13 protein-coding genes are annotated in these 16,129 nt (G+C 63.7%); 10 read left to right on the plus strand and 3 right to left on the minus strand.

Annotated features, from left to right (window positions below; all coding sequences use genetic code 11):
• Positions 1 to 140 precede the first annotated feature (140 nt).
• The 5 genes from ACLFLU_RS14245 (at position 141) to ACLFLU_RS14265 (ending at position 6,697) form a co-directional block, all read left to right on the plus strand.
• Positions 141 to 1,391 carry an efflux RND transporter periplasmic adaptor subunit gene (locus ACLFLU_RS14245; protein ID WP_426412803.1) on the plus strand — a complete coding sequence of 417 codons (1,251 nt, stop codon included), beginning with the start codon at positions 141 to 143 and terminating at the stop codon, positions 1,389 to 1,391.
• Positions 1,388 to 4,543: an efflux RND transporter permease subunit gene (locus ACLFLU_RS14250; protein WP_426412804.1), complete on the plus strand. Its 3,156-nt coding sequence runs from the start codon at positions 1,388 to 1,390 to the stop codon at positions 4,541 to 4,543. The genes ACLFLU_RS14245 and ACLFLU_RS14250 overlap by 4 nt, the downstream gene beginning before the upstream one ends.
• An 81-nt stretch (positions 4,544 to 4,624) precedes the next feature.
• Positions 4,625 to 5,311, plus strand: a complete 687-nt coding sequence (locus tag ACLFLU_RS14255) for a hypothetical protein (protein WP_426412805.1) — start codon at positions 4,625 to 4,627, stop codon at positions 5,309 to 5,311.
• A gap of 334 nt (positions 5,312 to 5,645) precedes the next feature.
• Entirely contained in the window at positions 5,646 to 6,137 is a 492-nt protein-coding gene (locus tag ACLFLU_RS14260; protein ID WP_426413990.1) for a septal ring lytic transglycosylase RlpA family protein, read from the plus strand.
• A gap of 41 nt (positions 6,138 to 6,178) precedes the next feature.
• A complete protein-coding gene (locus ACLFLU_RS14265; protein ID WP_426412806.1) occupies positions 6,179 to 6,697 on the plus strand; it encodes an AAA family ATPase in 519 nt (172 codons plus the stop codon).
• A gap of 169 nt (positions 6,698 to 6,866) precedes the next feature.
• On the opposite strand, the gene ACLFLU_RS14270 is transcribed toward ACLFLU_RS14265, so the two are convergent.
• Positions 6,867 to 7,775 carry a LysR family transcriptional regulator gene (locus ACLFLU_RS14270; RefSeq protein WP_426412807.1) on the minus strand — a complete coding sequence of 303 codons (909 nt, stop codon included), beginning with the start codon at positions 7,773 to 7,775 and terminating at the stop codon, positions 6,867 to 6,869.
• Between the two features lie 190 nt (positions 7,776 to 7,965).
• On the opposite strand from ACLFLU_RS14270, the gene ACLFLU_RS14275 reads away from it, so the two are divergent.
• Positions 7,966 to 8,379 carry a (R)-mandelonitrile lyase gene (locus ACLFLU_RS14275; protein WP_426412808.1) on the plus strand — a complete coding sequence of 138 codons (414 nt, stop codon included), beginning with the start codon at positions 7,966 to 7,968 and terminating at the stop codon, positions 8,377 to 8,379.
• 2 nt (positions 8,380 to 8,381) lie between these two features.
• Entirely contained in the window at positions 8,382 to 9,398 is a 1,017-nt protein-coding gene (locus ACLFLU_RS14280) for a zinc-dependent alcohol dehydrogenase family protein (RefSeq protein WP_426412809.1), read from the plus strand.
• Here the strand turns inward: ACLFLU_RS14280 and ACLFLU_RS14285 are convergent.
• Positions 9,376 to 9,870 carry a low molecular weight phosphatase family protein gene (locus ACLFLU_RS14285; RefSeq protein ID WP_426412810.1) on the minus strand — a complete coding sequence of 165 codons (495 nt, stop codon included), beginning with the start codon at positions 9,868 to 9,870 and terminating at the stop codon, positions 9,376 to 9,378. The genes ACLFLU_RS14280 and ACLFLU_RS14285 overlap by 23 nt on opposite strands.
• A gap of 234 nt (positions 9,871 to 10,104) precedes the next feature.
• On the minus strand, positions 10,105 to 11,844 hold the full coding sequence (locus ACLFLU_RS14290) for a methyl-accepting chemotaxis protein (RefSeq protein ID WP_426412811.1): 1,740 nt from the start codon (positions 11,842 to 11,844) through the stop codon (positions 10,105 to 10,107).
• Between the two features lie 274 nt (positions 11,845 to 12,118).
• On the opposite strand from ACLFLU_RS14290, the gene ACLFLU_RS14295 reads away from it, so the two are divergent.
• From ACLFLU_RS14295 to eutC, 3 genes are all read left to right on the plus strand, one after another.
• Positions 12,119 to 13,501 (plus strand): ethanolamine ammonia-lyase subunit EutB, encoded by a 1,383-nt coding sequence (locus ACLFLU_RS14295; RefSeq protein WP_426412812.1) that lies wholly within the window; start codon positions 12,119 to 12,121, stop codon positions 13,499 to 13,501.
• Between the two features lie 182 nt (positions 13,502 to 13,683).
• Positions 13,684 to 15,270 (plus strand): B12-binding domain-containing radical SAM protein, encoded by a 1,587-nt coding sequence (locus ACLFLU_RS14300; RefSeq protein WP_426412813.1) that lies wholly within the window; start codon positions 13,684 to 13,686, stop codon positions 15,268 to 15,270.
• Positions 15,267 to 16,052 carry an ethanolamine ammonia-lyase subunit EutC gene (gene eutC, locus ACLFLU_RS14305; protein WP_426412814.1) on the plus strand — a complete coding sequence of 262 codons (786 nt, stop codon included), beginning with the start codon at positions 15,267 to 15,269 and terminating at the stop codon, positions 16,050 to 16,052. The genes ACLFLU_RS14300 and eutC overlap by 4 nt, the downstream gene beginning before the upstream one ends.
• Positions 16,053 to 16,129 lie beyond the last annotated feature (77 nt).

Here is a 16,129-nt window from a genome sequence, read left to right on the forward strand (position 1 = left end):
CAAACCCACTCCTCTCCTCATCTTGAGGAGCGCGGATGGCGCGCGGTCGACGTCCTGCCACGGTCCTGCTATGGATGTGATTGCATTCTATCGCCACGACAGCGGATCGAGGCCTGATAAAGTGGAAGGCGCAACCGGACATGCACCTTGATAAAGCAGTGAGCGGCAGCCTGGTCGGCGCAGTCATGCTGGGGACCATCGGTCTCGGAATGGTCGCAAGCGCCGACGCCCAGGTCGGGCCAGCAGGACCTCCGGCCGTCGGCGTGATGGAAGCGGCCAAGCGGCCCGTCATCCAATCCAGCGAGTTCCTGGGACGTGTCGAAGCGACCAACCGCGTGAGCGTGGTCGCGCGCGTCACCGCCTTTCTGGAGCAGCGCCATTTTGTCGAAGGCGCCGAGGTCAAGACCGGCGATCTGCTCTACAAGCTCGAGCGCGGTCCCTTTGAGGCCGACCTCAAGTCGAAGCAGGCGCAGGTCGCGCAGTTGCAGGCGACTTTGGTCAACGCCAAGTTGACGACCGAGCGGGCGAGGACGCTCCTGAGCGGACCGGCCGGCCAACAATCCACCTATGACGCTGCAATCGCCAACCAGGAGAGCCTCGAAGCGCAAGTGCAGGCGGCGCAGGCGCAGGTCGACCTGTCGCAGATCAATCTCGATTACACCGAAATTCGCTCGCCGATCGACGGCATGATTGGGCGCACCGCAGTCACTGACGGCAACGTGGTCAGCCCGAGTTCTGGCGTGCTCACGACCATCGTCAGTCAGGACCCGATGTATGTCACGTTTCCGGTGTCGGTCCGCGAAGCGCTGGATCTGCGCGAACGCTACGCGCCACGGGGCGGCTTCAACGCAGTCGTGATTCGCCTTCGACTGACGGACGGCCGTCTCTATGAACAGACGGGCAAGCTCAACTTTGTCAATAACACGATCGCGCAGAACACCGACACGATCACGTTACGGGGTACGATTCCCAATCCACCCCTGCCGCGTCTGTCTGGCGATCGCCTGACCGTGCGCGAGCTGACCGATGGCGAGTTCGTCACCGTGCTGCTCGAAGGCGTGAAGCCGGTCGATGTCGTAGCGATCCCGCGCTCGGCCGTGCTTTCGGATCAGCAGGGTGAGTATGTTTTTGTCCTCGCCGCCGACAACAAGGCCGAGCAGCGGCGAATTCAGCTTGGTCAATCAACAGCGACGATTGCATCCGTGACGAGTGGGCTGTCGGCGGGTGAAAAGGTGATCGTCGAGGGCTTACAACGAGTGCAGGCCGGCCAGCCGGTGGCGCCGGGACCCGCGAGTGCGCTGCTTCAGTCGAGCCTGAACCCGAGCGTGGATAGCGGCAGCAGCCAGAAAACCGGCGGGCTCGGGCCGAAGCCGACGGGCACAAATCCATGATTTCGTCGGTCTTCGTCGATCGCCCGCGCTTGGCGATTGTGATCGCCTTTGTCATCACGATCGCGGGTGCGCTTGCGTTGTTGCAGATTCCGGTGGCGCAGTTCCCGGACATCGTGCCGCCGCAGGTCACGGTCAGCGCCAACTTTCCGGGCGCGTCCGCCGAGGTGGTGGAATCGAGCGTCGCCCAGCCGCTCGAGGCCCAGGTCGTCGGCGTCGACAAGATGCTTTACATGAAGTCGACCAGCGGCAACGACGGCAGCTATACCCTGACCGTCTCGTTCGCGCTCGGCACCGATCCCGACATCAATACGGTGAATGTCAATAACCGCGTGCAGAGCGCTCTCGCGCAACTGCCGACCGAGGTACAGGCGCAAGGTCTGACGGTGCAGAAACGCTCCTCGGCGGTGCTGCAGTTCATCGTGCTGTACAGCAAGAGCGGCGAGCAGGATCCGCTGTTCATCACCAACTACGCCATCATCAACGTTCTCGATGCGATATCGCGCACGCCCGGCGTCGGCCAGGCGACGCTGTTCGCCAAGCTGAACTACTCCATGCGCATCTGGTTCGACACGCAGCGCCTGACCAGCCTCAATCTGGCGCCGTCGGACGTGATCGCGGCGATCCGCGCACAGAGCGTGCAGGCACCGGTCGGACGCATCGGGGCCCGCCCGATCAGCGACGAGCAGCAGTTCCAGTTCAACGTGCAGACGCAAGGGCGGCTGACCACCTCGGCGCAGTTTGGCGATATCCTGCTGCGCGCCAATCCGGACGGCTCGGTATTACGGATCAAGGATGTCGCCCGCGTCGAGATCGGCGCGCAAAATATGGACAGCGAGTCCCGGATCGACGGGCAGGCCGGCGTGCCCATGGGCATCTATCTCGCCCCCGGCGCAAATGCGGTGACGACGGCGAAAGCCGTGCAGGCGACGCTCGCCAGATTGTCGGAGCGGTTTCCGCCCGGACTGTCCTACCTCGTGCAATACGATTCCACGACCTTTGTCACGGATACCATCCAGGAAGTGCTGAAGACGCTGGGCGAAGCCTTCCTGCTCGTCGTGGTGGTGGTGTTCCTGTTCCTCGGTAATTTGCGCGCGACCGTGATTCCGGCGGTCGCCGTTCCCGTCAGCTTGATCGGCGCCTTCGCGGTCCTCCTGGCGCTCGGCTATTCGGCCAACACGGTCTCCCTGCTCGCGATGGTGCTCGCCATCGGCATCGTGGTTGATGATGCGATCGTCGTCGTCGAGAATGTCGAGCGCGTGATGGAGGAGGAGCCGGATCTTTCGCCCGCCGAAGCCACTAAAAAAGCGATGGCGCAGATCACCGCGCCGATCATTGCGATCTCGCTGGTGCTGTTGTCGGTGTTCGTGCCGATTGCGTTCATCCCGGGAATCTCGGGAACGTTGTTTCGCCAGTTCGCGGTCACGATCAGCGCGGCGATGGTGATCTCTGCGCTGAACGCGCTGACGTTGTCGCCGGCGCTCTGTGCAGTGTTTCTGCGCCACAGCGGGCCGCGGCGCGGCGTCATGGCGCGCGTGCTGGGCGGGATCGATTGGGTTCGCGACCGCTACGCCGGCATCGTGCGCCGCCTGCTGCGCATGGCGCTGTTGTCGCTTGTCGCCGTGCTGGTGTTCGCGGCCGGAATTTTTGGCGTGTCGCGCGTCACGCCGACCGGGTTCTTGCCCGAGGAGGACCAGGGCGCGTTCTTCATTGCCGTGCAACTGCCCGACGCAGCGTCGGTCGCGCGTACCAGTGAAGTGACCAAGCAGGTCGAGGCGCTGCTCAAGCAGATTCCCGCAATCGAACACGTGCTCTCGATCGTCGGCTTTTCGTTGCTCGATGGCGGCAACCAGCCGAATTCGGCGTTCATCGTCGCGCGAATGAAGCCGTTCGCGGATCGCAAGGCGGCAGCGGATTCGGTGCAGGCGACGATCCGGCGGACGTTCAGCGCAGGCGCACAAATCCGCCAGGCTAACATTCTGCCGTTCAATTTGCCGCCGATTATCGGTCTATCGACCTCAGGCGGGTTCGAATATCAACTCGAAGCCCTCGAGGGACAGGATCCTTCGGCCGTCGGCAGCGTGGTGAGTGGCTTGATCAGCGTGGCCAACCGCGATCCGCGGCTGACGCGCGTGTTCTCGACCTACACCGCGACCAATCCCTCGATCTATCTCGACATCGACCGTGCGAAAGCTCAAGCCCTCGGCCTCAACATGAGTGACGTGTTCACGGCGTTGCAGGCAACCCTCGGCGGGGTCTATGTCAACAACTTCAACTTGTTCGGCCGGACCTGGCAAGTCAATGTGCAGGGCGAGGCGGCCAATCGCGGTGACATTTCGGACATCTGGCAAATCTACGTTCGCAACAGCACCGGCGAAATGGTGCCAATTCGCTCCATCGCGAACATCAGGATCGTGACCGGGCCGCAGGTGATCACGCGTTACAACAACTACCGCTCGGTCACCATCAACGGCGGACCTGCGGCCGGCGTGTCCTCCGGCACGGCGATCGCTGCGATGGCGGAAATCTCCAAATCCACGCTGCCGGCGGGATATTCCTTCGAATGGACCGGCACCGCCTATCAGGAGCAGGCCGCGTCGGGCCAAACCGGCATCATCCTCGGATTGGCCGTGCTGTTCGCATACCTCTTCCTGGTGGCTCTCTACGAGAGTTGGACGATTCCTGTCCCCGTCTTGCTGGCCGTCGTGGTGGGTGTTCTCGGCTCCTATGCGGCGATCAAGCTTTCCGGGCTGAATCTCGACCTCTACGGCCAGATCGGGCTCGTCGTGTTGATCGCGCTCGCCGCGAAGAACGGAATCCTGATCGTGGAATTCGCAAAGGAGCAGCGTGAAGCCGGTCGATCGGTGGAGGATGCGGCGGTGCTGGGATCGCAAATGCGGTTTCGAGCCGTGATGATGACGTCGATCGCATTCATTCTCGGCCTGGTGCCGCTGGTTGTCGCAACTGGAGCCGCCGAAATCAGCCGCCGCGCGGTCGGCACGGCAGTGTTCGGCGGGATGCTTGCTGCCAGCTCGATCGGCATTTTCCTGGTGCCGTTGCTGTATGTGACGTTTCAGCGATGGCGGGAGGCGGCGAAGCTTCGCTTCGGCAAATCCCGCCAGACGCCGCATCCGCCGGCGGTCGGTAAACACTGAAGCTCGGCTCTCACCCCGCTCTTGCGATGCCCATCGCCCTGGCGGCGGATCCTGCTCGAGCGTCCTCGATGAAGGCTTAAGATGACATTTCGCGTCTTGATCATCGGCGGCACGGGACAAGTCGGAGACGCGGTGGTGCGTGCACTCGCGGCAGAGCGCTCGTGCGCTGAAGTCGTGATGGTCAATCGCAGATCGGCATCTCTCAACGCTGGTTCTCGCGTGCGGCAGGTGGTCCTGGATACGGCATCTCCTCAGTTTCCGGCCGAAATGACCAGGCTTGCGCAAGGCATGGTTGCGCAAGGTGATCCCGTCTACGGAGCGTCCTGTGTCGGCGTCGGCAAAGGCAGCACGAAGTGGAGCGAGGAGGAGCTGAAAGCGCTCGAAATCGGGGTCGTCGGCGGCTTCGCGCGTGGTTGCCATGCCGGCGGCATCACGCGGTTTTCTCTGCTCTCGGCTGTGGGAAGCACCGCGAAAAGCAGGATCCGCTATGTGCGGGTCATGGGCCTCAAGGAAGAGACCGTCCAGAAAATTGGCTTCCAGCGCCTCGCGATTTTCCGTCCGGGAATTATCGCAGGCAATGTTCACACTCCGAATTACGTCGCCTGGTTAGGGCGTCTTGTTCCGGGACGTTTCGGCACGATCGAGCAGGACGATATTGGCCGCGCCTTTGTCGCTGAATTCCTCGATGGCTCGGCCCCGGACGGGATCGTCCATCTCGAGAACGACGCCATGAGGCAGAGATCTCGCGCTTTGACGAGTCGCGACTAAAGCCTCCTGTTGCAAAACCACGATATGCAAATGTCCTGAAGTTCCGCGTCATTGCGGTTTTCACGGGCGTTACGCAAAGGTTCTCGCGCGCTGAGCGCGTAAGACTCCGGGGATCAAAGCCCATAACTTCAGGGGTCATGTTGCTGACTCATTCCCTGTCTTAGACAGCGATAACGACAACACGATGCGGGAACCGCTCAGGTTCCTGCGACGGTTCCGCAGCCAGGGGTTGGCGCGAATCCGCAAGAGACTGGCGCAAGTTCGAAAACGCTGACGCGTTCGCTTGGCCAAGTTCTGCGGCATCGGGAACCGCACGAAAATCAAAGGAGATCTGATGGTGTTCCGCTCGAGCGCCGCAATTTGCGGCGCCCTGGTTACGCTTGCCGTTTCCGTGACCGTTGCTCGCAGTGAAACAATTGGGGTTCAGTCAAGCGCCGTCGTCGTTGCCGCCTGTGGAGATACGATCGTTGGCGCTGCATCCACGTATAATCCGTTCAAGCCCGGCAAGGAGGAGGGCGGCCCGAGAACAGCCTCCGGCGAACGTTATGATCCCGAGGTCTGGACAGCCGCGATCAAGACAAGCTTGCGTCAGAAATTTGGCGGGGTTCAGTTTGGAGCGCGACCGAAATTTGCGCTCGTCGAGGCCGTCGGCAAGAAGGTCATTGTCAAGATCAATGACGTGGGGCCGCTCAGGCCCGGTCGCATCATCGATCTCAATGAGCGCACGATGCGCCATTTCGATCCGAGCATGGAGCTTGGAGTCATTCCCGACGTCACGGTCAGGCCGCTGTCCGGCGACGACTGGACTCCTGGGCCGGTTGGCTGAACGCCCATTGCAGGCCGCAGCAGACCGATTGATGATGAGGCATGACAGGCCAGCAACCCATTCTCATCGTCTTCGGCGGCCTTCCCGGCACCGGGAAGACCATGCTTTCGCGTGAACTGACGAGGCGGCTCGCGGCAAGCTATATCCGCGTCGACGCGATTGAACAGACGTTGCGTGCGTCGGGCCACGATGTCGGCCCGATGGGCTACGTCATCGCCAATGCACTGGCGGCCGAGAACCTTCGGCTCGGCCGCATGGTTGTCGCGGACTGCGTCAATCCGGTGCGGGCAAGCCGCGACGGCTGGCGGCAAACGGCCATGCAATCATCGGCGCGCATCGCCGAGATCGAAGTGATCTGCAGTGACGTGGCTCTGCACCGTCAGCGCGCCGAAGCGCGCAAATCCGATATCGCCGGCCTCAAGCTGCCGACCTGGCCCGACATCGTCGGCCGGCATTATGAACCGTGGGATCGCGACCATTTGGTGCTCGATACCGCAAATGATTCGATCGATCATCTGCTCGAGCGGGCGGAGACCTATGTTCGCGATGGAATCGGGTGATCTGGCTCCGCGCGCGCGACATTTTGTCGGCGCCATCCCGTCATCATCCGTTCAAAATCCGTTGCTAGTCTTCCACGTGACGATTGGTTCGCCGGATGTACGCGGACTGCATCGCAAGCCTCGGCCTTCGTGCCGGGGCTTTTCGTTTTTGAGACCCGCATAAGCGGGACTAGGCGCGCCTTCTTCGTGATTCGTTGTAGCGGAGCGCGTCGACGATCACCTTGAATGCAGCCGAGTTCTGCCGCGAGGTCGGATAATAGATGTAGTACCCGTCGAATTTCGGCGACCAGTCGTCGAGCACGATGACGAGCTCGCCGGACCGGACGTGCGGCGTCACCATGTCTTCGGGAAGATAGGCGATGCCGAAGCCTTTGACGGCGGCTTCGATCATGGCGCGGGAGTCGTTGAAGGTCAGTTGCCCCTCGACCCGCACCCGGAGGTCGGGACCGTTTTTGGCGAACTCCCAAACATAATGACCGCCGGCCGCTGCGCGCCGCTTGATGCAGACATGCTTCAGCAGGTCCTGCGGATGCTTCGGCTTCGGATGCTGTTTCAGATAGGCGGGCGAGGCGACCGCGACGAGCCGCCAGTCCGGACCGATGCGCACCGCGATCATGTCTTTCTCGACGCTTTCGCCGAGGCGGATGCCTGCATCGAAGCCGTCCTCGACGATGTTGCGGAAAGCCGTGTCGAGGCTGAACTCGACCTTGATGTCGGGATATGTCGTCAGGACCGGCGCCAGCTTCGGCCAGACGGCTTTTTCCAGGGCGTGGTCCGAGAGCGTGATCCGGATGGTGCCCGACGGCTTGTCGCGCAGGGACATCAGCGCGGCGATATCGCGCTCGATCTCCTCGATGCGCGGCGCAACCGATTGCTGAAGCCGTTCGCCGGCTTCGGTCAGGCCGACGCTTCGGGTGGTGCGCGTGAGAAGCCGCAGGCCCATCTGCGATTCCAGGCGCTTGATCGTATGGCTGAGCGTCGACTGCACCACGCCCAGTTTCGCGGCGGCCTTCGTGAAGCTCCGCTCGCGGGCGACGGCCACGAAAGCCAGCAGATCGTTGAAATCCTGAGCTGCCATGGCCGCCACTATTCATGGCCCATATCGATTAATGCAAGCAAATTATAGCGGCTAATCGAATGCCACCGGCGGCGCTATGTGTTGTCGTGACCAGCGCGAGCAGCATCTCTCGGCCTGAGAGTGTGGGCGAAACGAGCGTCTGTGCCCGATCGCGCCGATTGCTGCAACAACCACCTAACGGAGGCATGTCATGAAAATCCGGCAAGCAGGCTCGCAGCCCTCGGCCCGGGCTCCGGCGGAATATTTCACCGGTACGGTCCGTATCGATTCCTTGTTTCCGGCCGTCGATCCGTCTCGCGTCGCCGGCAATCACGTCACCTTCGAGCCCGGTGCGCGTACGGCGTGGCACACGCATCCGTTTGGCCAGACGCTCATCGTGACCTCGGGCCTCGGCTGCGTGCAGCGTTGGGGCGGACCGATCGAGGACATCCGTCCGGGCGACGTGGTCTCGTTCGAGCCCGGCGAGAAGCACTGGCACGGCGCGTCTGCAAGGACCGCGATGAGCCATATCGCGATTCAGGAATCGCTCGACGGCAGCCCGGTCACCTGGATGGAACGGGTGACGGACGAGCAGTACGGCGAACCCGCCGCCAAAGGAGCATGACGATGAAGGCAACCGTTCTCCACGGCCCCGGCGATATCCGCTACGAGCAGGTCGACGACCCCAGGATCATCAGGCCGACCGATGCCATCATCAAGCTGTCGGCCACCTGCATCTGCGGTTCCGATCTCTGGCCCTATCGCGGGCTGCAGCCGAAGGAAGGCCCTGCACATATGGGCCACGAATATTGCGGCGTCGTCATTGAAGTCGGCAGCGCGGTGCGGACCATCAGGCCTGGCCAGTTCGTCGTCGGCTCGTTCTGTCTTTCGGACAACACCTGCCCGCATTGCAAATTCGGTTTCCAGTCGTCGTGCGAACAGCGTGAGTTCATGTCGGGCGCGCAGGCCCCTTACGCGCGCGTTGCACTCGCCGATGGCACGCTGGTCGCGACCAGGGAGATGCCGGGACGCGATCTCGTCCCGCATCTGCTCGCGACTTCCGACGTGCTCGGGACCGGCTGGTACGCCGCGGACGCCGCGAATGTGAAGCAAGGCTCCGTGGTCGCGGTGGTCGGCGACGGTGCGGTCGGCCTCATGGGCGTGCTTGCAGCGAAAGAGATGGGCGCGGAGCGCATCATCGCCATGAGTCGCCACAAGACGCGGCAGGATCTCGCCCGGGAGTTCGGCGCCACCGATATCGTCGTCGAGCGTGGCGCAGAAGGCATCGCACGCGTCAAGGAACTGACCCGGGGCATCGGCGCCGACTCGGTGCTCGAATGTGTCGGTACGCAGGAAGCCATGTCACAGGCCCTCGAATGCACGCGTCCGGGCGGCACGATCGGCTATGTCGGCGTTCCCCATGGCGTGACCTTCGATGGCCAGGCGTTGTTCTTCGGGCAGCGGCGCATGCTGGGCGGTCCTGCTCCAGTGCGGCGGTTCCTGCCCGATCTCATGGATCGGGTGCTCAATGGACGGATTCAGCCGGGCAAGGTCTTCGATCTCACGCTGCCGATCGACCAGGTGGCCGAAGGCTACAAGGCGATGGATGAGCGCCGCGCGATCAAGACGCTGCTGACGGTGTGACGGCGGAGCAGGGCGTTGTTGACCGGGAGCGGCCTTGCAGGCTCCCGATCAGCCGCCCAACCAGCTCATCGATCTTGCCCAGCGCCGTTGGCGGATCGAGGAATTCGATATCGTCCACGTTCCAGTATTCGACGCGATGGGCGACACCGGCAAAGCGGCGCTCGATCATGGGGCGGTGCTCGGCGTCCTTTAGCGCCACCACCAGCGCGGCTTGCGCAAAGTCGTCGACAGTGCAGAGCACCGGATCGCGCGCAGCGCCTCCAGGCGCAATGCCTTTCGCTTGCAAGGCATTCAGCGTGTAGGGCGACATCGGCCCCACGTTTTCAGGGAAGAGTTGTTCGGCGACGGCGCGCGAGAAGGCGTGCCAACCCAACCCTTCGAGCCCGGCCTGATGGTTGAAAATCTCCTCGGCGTAGCGGCTTCGATAGTAGTTGCCCGTGCAGAGAAACAGCACGCGATTGGTCTGGTTCATCAAGGAACTGCCTGCCGGAGGCGTGAGGTGAGGTTCAGAAACAGCGCCGCCATGATGGCATCATGCCAGTGTTTTGCCCGACGCGTCAAATGGATTTCGTAAAATCCGTAAGCGGCCGGGATCGGCGGTCAAGCCATTGATTTGGCTCACCCCGTCTACTGTGCATGGGGTTGTTTTCGCGATTTTGCTGGAGGCAGGCTCATCGCCGGCGTCGCGGACAGGGCGGCCGCGCGATCAACCCGCCTTCGCGACGCGGCTCTCCGCCGCGTCCGAGCGCAGGTTCTGGAAGAACTTTTCCACCTCGCGCGACAGCGTGTCCGCCGTCGCGGTCAGGCTGCTTGCAGCCGTCAGCACGGACGTCGCCGCCGTGTCGGTCTCGCCGATGGCATCGCGGAGCGAGGTGATGTTGGCGACCAGCGTCTCGTTGCCTTGGGCGGCCGATTGCGCGTTGGAGGAGATCTCGCGGGTGGCGGCGTCCTGCTGGCCGACGGCGCCGGCAATCGCAGAGGTCACCTCGTTGATCTCGCGCACCGCGCCGCCGATCTCGCGGACGGCATCGACCGCGCTGCGGGTGGAGGACTGGATCATCGCGACGTTCTGGCTGATGTCGGCGGTCGCCTTCGCGGTTTGCCCGGCGAGCGCCTTGACCTCGTGGGCGACGACGGCAAAGCCGCGGCCGGCGTCGCCGGCACGCGCAGCCTCGATGGTGGCGTTGAGCGCGAGCAGATTGGTCTGCTCGGCGATGGTCTGAATGAGGGTCAGCACGCCGTCGATGCGCTGCGTGGCGGCGGCGAGGCTCTCGATCTCGGCAATCGATTTCTCGGTGCGCTGGCCGGTCTGCTCGACCGCGCTTGCGGACTGCCGCACCTGGCGGCCGATCTCTTCGACGGATGCAGACAGCTCCTCGGCGGCACCTGCCACCGCCGTGACGTTGTGCGAGGCCTGCTCGGTGGCGTTCGCCGCCGTGCCGGCGCGGCTGTTGGCATCCGCAGTGACGCGGGTGATGGTCTGCGCAGTCTCGCGCATGACCGAGGCGTTGTCGCTGAGGCCGCGCATGATCGCGCCGATCGCCTCGCGAAACGCCTCAACGGACCGCTCGATGTGGCGCGCGCGCTCTTCGCGTGCCGCGGAATCCTGCGAGACCTGCGAGGCGAGGTTGCGGTTGCGCCCCATCGCGTCCTGGAACACTTCGATGGCGCGGGCAAGCGCGCCGATCTCGTCGGCACGGCCGGCGTGCGGCACCACGACATTCTCGGCGCCGTCGGCGACCTGCTTGATGGCCGCGGTGATCGCGGCGAGCGGCCGCGCGATCGAGCGGGCGATGATGATGATGCCGATCACGACCAGCGCCAGCGCGACGCCGCCGAGGCAGGTCAGCACGAAGGACAGCGTGCGGTTGGTCTCGGTCTCGCGCGCGATCTGCTTGGCCCGCCCGGCATAGACCTTGGACAGGGCCTCGAGATCCTTGTTCAGCGCCGAGCGCACGGCGCGGTTGGCGTCGTTGTCGCCCCATTCACGACCAGCGGCCGCATTGATCTCGACACCGCGGCGCACCAGCTCCTTGCGGAAGTCGACGAACTGCTCGATGCGCTTCTTGAAGGTGGCGAACTGCTCGGCATCGTCAGCCTTGACGATGGTCTCCCAGCCTTTCACCACATTCAGGATCTGCTCGTTGAACTTGAGCAGGCCCTCGCCGTATTTCTTCACCACCGCCGGTTCGACCGACATGTAGACGCCGCGCGACTCCATCACCACCGCATAGACCAGCGAGTTGACGCGCTCGACGTTCAGCGCGGCCGCATTCGCGGTCTCGATCGCGCTGGTCAGCTCGGCGCTGCGGCGGCTGTTATAGTCGGACAGCATCGCGATCGCCGCGGTGAGCAGGGCGAACAGCGCGAAGATCGCATAGAGCTTGGTGGCCAGCGTAAAACGGCCCGCCGGGCCGGCAGCATTTTCAGATCGGTCTGATGTCATGGTGCGGGGGCCCTAATGGCGAGAAGTGGCCGGACAGCGCGGTCTTCTAAAATTGATGCAAAACTATGCAGAGCGAAGATGGACGCAGTGTTAACGCGCAAGTCAGGGGTGTGCGCCAAAGGTCGCAGGCAGGGCGAGCCATCTCGGTGATTTGGGGCACTTCTATCGGTTCCCGGCAAGTCGACCCGGGGATCGCCCGGAATGCCCCAAACATCGGCGTGCACGCCGGCCGCCAAGCGCATATTTACTGGTCGACGAACCTGCGGAGCTGCCTTTGGTCTACCGCCACGCCATCGACGCCACGACCTACACCTTCCCCGACCTGCGCGACCTCCTCGCCAAGGCGACGCCGCCGCGCTCCGGCGACCGGCTGGCCGGCATCGCCGCAGGCAGCGCCGAGCAGATGATCGCCGCGCGGATGGCGCTGGCGGACGTCCCCCTCGCTCAATTCCTGAACGAGGCCGTCATCCCCTATGAGGCCGACGAGGTCACCCGCCTCGTCATCGACAGCCATGACGCCAGGGCGTTTGCCCCCGTGGCCTCGCTGACAGTCGGAGCCTTCCGCGACTGGCTGCTGTCGGAGGCGGCCACAGCGGAGACCTTACGCAAGCTCGCGCCCGGCATCACGCCGGAGATGGCGGCCGCGGTCTCAAAGCTGATGCGCAACCAGGACCTGATCCTGGCGGCGCGGAAATGCGAGGTCGTCACCGCCTTCCGCAACACCATCGGCCTGAAGGGCCGGATGAGCACGCGGCTGCAGCCCAACCATCCCTTCGACGATGCCAGGGGCATCACCGCCTCGATCCTTGACGGCCTGCTGCTGGGGGCCGGCGATGCCTGCATCGGCATCAATCCGGCAAGCGACGATCCGGCCGTCATCGCACAACTGCTGCGGCTGCTGGACGAGGTCATCGCGCGGTTGAAAATCCCGACACAAGGCTGCGTGCTGACCCACGTCACCACGACGCTGGCATTGATCGGGCAGGGCGTGCCGGTCGACCTCGTCTTCCAGTCGGTCGCCGGCACCGAGGCCGCCAATCGCAGCTTTGGCATCGATCGCGCCCTGCTGAAGGAAGCGCACGAGGCCGGGCTGTCGCAGAAGCGCGGCACGGTCGGCGAGAACGTGATGTATTTCGAGACCGGCCAAGGCTCGGCGCTGTCGGCGAACGCGCATCATGGCGTCGACCAGCAGACATGCGAGGCGCGCGCCTATGCAGTGGCCCGGGCCTATGCGCCGCTGCTGGTCAACAGCGTGGTCGGCTTCATTGGCCCGGAATACCTCTACGACGGCAAGGAGATCATCCGGGCAGGGCTGGAGGACCATTTCTGCGGCAAGCTGCTCGGGCTGCCGCTCGGCATCGACATCTGCTACACCAACCATGCCGAGGCGGACCAGGACGACATGGACAATCTGCTGACGCTGCTCGCGGCCGCCGGCGTTACCTTCATCATGGGGGTGCCCGGCGCCGACGACGTCATGCTGAACTACCAGTCCACCTCCTTCCACGACGCGCTCTATGTCCGCGACGTCTTCGGCGCGGCCCGCGCGCCAGAGTTCGACGACTGGCTGGTCCAGGCCGGAATTGCGGGGGCCGACTTCCGGCTTGCCGGTGACGCAGGCCTGTTGCCCGATTTTGCCTCCCGGCTGATTGCGTGAAGGGGAGGTCGCAAAAAGGTCGCAAAAAACTTCGGCCTGCCGGTTTGAACCAGGGAAACCATTGGCGTGTCTCACGAATTAGTTCGACATCGCGATATTGAGGAAATCCAGTCACAGCGTTACGTTATGTGTCTGGTGACCTCGTCAGTACCGTTCGTAGAACGTTGGTTGGGGGAAGTTCGATGCGCGCTGCAAGTAACGGAACGATCCGGCACATCCTCTGCGTCTTTCCGCGTTACACCTCATCCTTCGGCACCTTCGAGTATTCCTATCCGCTGACCGACGGCGTCCGCGCCTTCATGCCGCCGCAGGGCCTGCTGTTGCTCGCGGCCTATCTGCCGAAGGAATGGCAGGTCAAATTCGTCGACGAGAATCTTCGCCGCGCGACGAAGGAAGAGTTCGAATGGGCGGAGGCCGTCTTCGTCAGCGGCATGCACATCCAGCGCCAGCACATGAACGACATCTGCCGCCGCGCCCACGAGTTCGACCTGCCGGTTGCGCTCGGTGGTCCGTCGGTCAGCGCCTGCCCGGATTATTATCCGTCGTTCGACTATCTCCACGTCGGCGAGCTCGGCGACGCCACCAATCAGCTGCTCGAAATCCTGTCGCGCGATACGTCGCGCCCCGAGCAGCAGGTCGTGTTGACGACCAAGGACCGCGTGCCGATGACGGAGTTTCCGATCCCGGCCTATGAGCTCGCCGATGTGAAGCGCTATTTCCTCGGCAGCATCCAGTATTCCAGCGGCTGTCCGTATGAGTGCGAGTTCTGTGACATCCCCGGCCTCTACGGCCGCAACCCGCGCCTCAAATCGCCGGAGCAGATCATCGCCGAGCTCGACCGCCTGCGCGAATGCGGCATGACCGACACGGTCTATTTCGTCGACGACAATTTCATCGGCAACCGCAAAGCGGCGATGGACCTGTTGCCGCATCTGATCGAATGGCAAAAGAGGACCGGTTACGTCGTGCGGCTCGCCTGTGAGGCGACGCTCAACATCGCCAAGCGTCCCGAGATCCTCAAGAAGATGCGCGAGGCCTATTTCGTCACCATTTTCTGCGGCATCGAGACGCCGGACCCGGACGCGCTGAAGGCGATGCACAAGGACCACAACATGATGGTCCCGATCCTCGAGGGCGTGCGCACCATCAATTCCTACGGCATGGAAGTGGTGTCCGGCATCATCATGGGGCTCGACACCGATAAGCCGAACACGTCGGAGGCACTGCTTGCCTTCGTCGATGAGTCCAAGATTCCGCTGCTCACGATCAACCTGCTTCAGGCGCTGCCAAAGACGCCGCTGTGGGATCGATTGGAGAAGGAAGGACGCCTGGTCGATGACGAGGGGCGCGATTCCAATGTCAACTTCCTGCTGCCGTATGACGAGGTCGTCGCATCCTGGAAGCACGCCATGAGCGTCGCCTACGAGCCCGAGAAGGTCTATGCGCGCTTCCAGTATCAGTGCGACGAGGTTTATCCCCATCGCCTCAAGATGCCGGTGCCGGACGAGGTGAAGACCTGGGCCAACATCCGTCGCGGCCTGATTATGATGCGCAACATCTTCTGGAAGATCGGCGTGCTCGGCGATTACAGGCGCGTGTTCTGGAAGTTTGCACTGGGGCGGATTCGCCGCGGTGACATGGAAGGCCTGATCGGCTGCACCATGATCGCGCACCATCTCATCACCTTTGCGCGCGCGGCATCGAGCGGCAAGCAGAACGCGTCGAACTATTCGATCCGGCTGCGCGAAGCGTCCGTTCCCGCCGAATGAGCGACAAGCCCGTTCCGGCGCGCCCGACCGTCGACCTGAGATCGTTCACGCCTGCGCGCGTCGCGCTCGGGCGCAGCGGCGCGAGTCTGCCGACAAAGCCGCTGCTGGAGTTCACGCTGGCGCATGCCCGCGCCCGTGATGCCGTGCACGCCGCCTTCGACGCGCCGGGTCTGGTGGCCGGGGTGAGGGCGCTGGGCCTTGGTGCCACGGAGGTCATGAGCCGGGCCGCCGACCGTAGGGATTATCTGCGCCGGCCGGATCTGGGACGGCAGCTCGACGCCGGCTCCGCCGCGGCGCTGGCGGATGGCGCCACCGCGCCGTGCCAGCTTGCGATCGTCATCGGCGACGGATTGTCGGCGGCGGCGGTCCATGCCCACGCGGTCGCGCTGCTCAAAAGCCTGCTGCCGCTGCTCGGCGAAGGCGACGCTGTCGCGATCGGCCATGTCGTCGTCGCCTCAGGCGCGCGGGTTGCGCTCGGCGACGAGATCGGGGCCATCCTCGGCGCCCGCATGGTTTTGATGCTGATCGGCGAGCGGCCGGGCCTGTCCGCGCCCGACAGCTTAGGGGCCTATCTGACCTTCGCGCCGAAGCCCGGGCTGACCGATGCCGAGCGCAACTGCGTGTCGAACATCCACAAGGCTGGGTTGAGCTATGATGAGGCGGCCCGCAAGATTGCCTGGCTGGTCCGCGAGGGACTGGCGCGGGAAGTCACGGGCGTGGCGCTCAAGGACGAGAGCGCCGACCGCGCGCCGCGTCGAATCGGCACGGCTTTGCCGGAATGACGGGCATTCCGGCAAAATGGCCGCATCTTGATCGATTTGGAGACCCTTGGCGTGCTTGCGAGTCGGGCTCATCACCT

The sequence above is a fragment of the Bradyrhizobium ganzhouense genome (genome assembly GCF_049949285.1).
In the GTDB taxonomy this organism is placed as follows: Bacteria; Pseudomonadota; Alphaproteobacteria; order Rhizobiales; family Xanthobacteraceae; genus Bradyrhizobium; species Bradyrhizobium ganzhouense.

Bases quoted from the DNA above. Each gene is read 5' to 3' on its own strand.
- ACLFLU_RS14285 (WP_426412810.1), bottom strand. From the start codon at position 9,870: ATGAACCAGACCAATCGCGTGCTGTTTCTCTGCACGGGCAACTACTAT.
- ACLFLU_RS14275 (WP_426412808.1), top strand. From the start codon at position 7,966: ATGAAAATCCGGCAAGCAGGCTCGCAGCCCTCGGCCCGGGCTCCGGCG.
- ACLFLU_RS14265 (WP_426412806.1), top strand. From the start codon at position 6,179: ATGACAGGCCAGCAACCCATTCTCATCGTCTTCGGCGGCCTTCCCGGC.
- ACLFLU_RS14245 (WP_426412803.1), top strand. From the start codon at position 141: ATGCACCTTGATAAAGCAGTGAGCGGCAGCCTGGTCGGCGCAGTCATG.
- ACLFLU_RS14280 (WP_426412809.1), top strand. From the start codon at position 8,382: ATGAAGGCAACCGTTCTCCACGGCCCCGGCGATATCCGCTACGAGCAG.
- eutC (WP_426412814.1), top strand. From the start codon at position 15,267: ATGAGCGACAAGCCCGTTCCGGCGCGCCCGACCGTCGACCTGAGATCG.
- ACLFLU_RS14250 (WP_426412804.1), top strand. From the start codon at position 1,388: ATGATTTCGTCGGTCTTCGTCGATCGCCCGCGCTTGGCGATTGTGATC.
- ACLFLU_RS14300 (WP_426412813.1), top strand. From the start codon at position 13,684: ATGCGCGCTGCAAGTAACGGAACGATCCGGCACATCCTCTGCGTCTTT.
- ACLFLU_RS14290 (WP_426412811.1), bottom strand. From the start codon at position 11,844: ATGACATCAGACCGATCTGAAAATGCTGCCGGCCCGGCGGGCCGTTTT.
- ACLFLU_RS14270 (WP_426412807.1), bottom strand. From the start codon at position 7,775: ATGGCAGCTCAGGATTTCAACGATCTGCTGGCTTTCGTGGCCGTCGCC.
- ACLFLU_RS14260 (WP_426413990.1), top strand. From the start codon at position 5,646: ATGGTGTTCCGCTCGAGCGCCGCAATTTGCGGCGCCCTGGTTACGCTT.
- ACLFLU_RS14255 (WP_426412805.1), top strand. From the start codon at position 4,625: ATGACATTTCGCGTCTTGATCATCGGCGGCACGGGACAAGTCGGAGAC.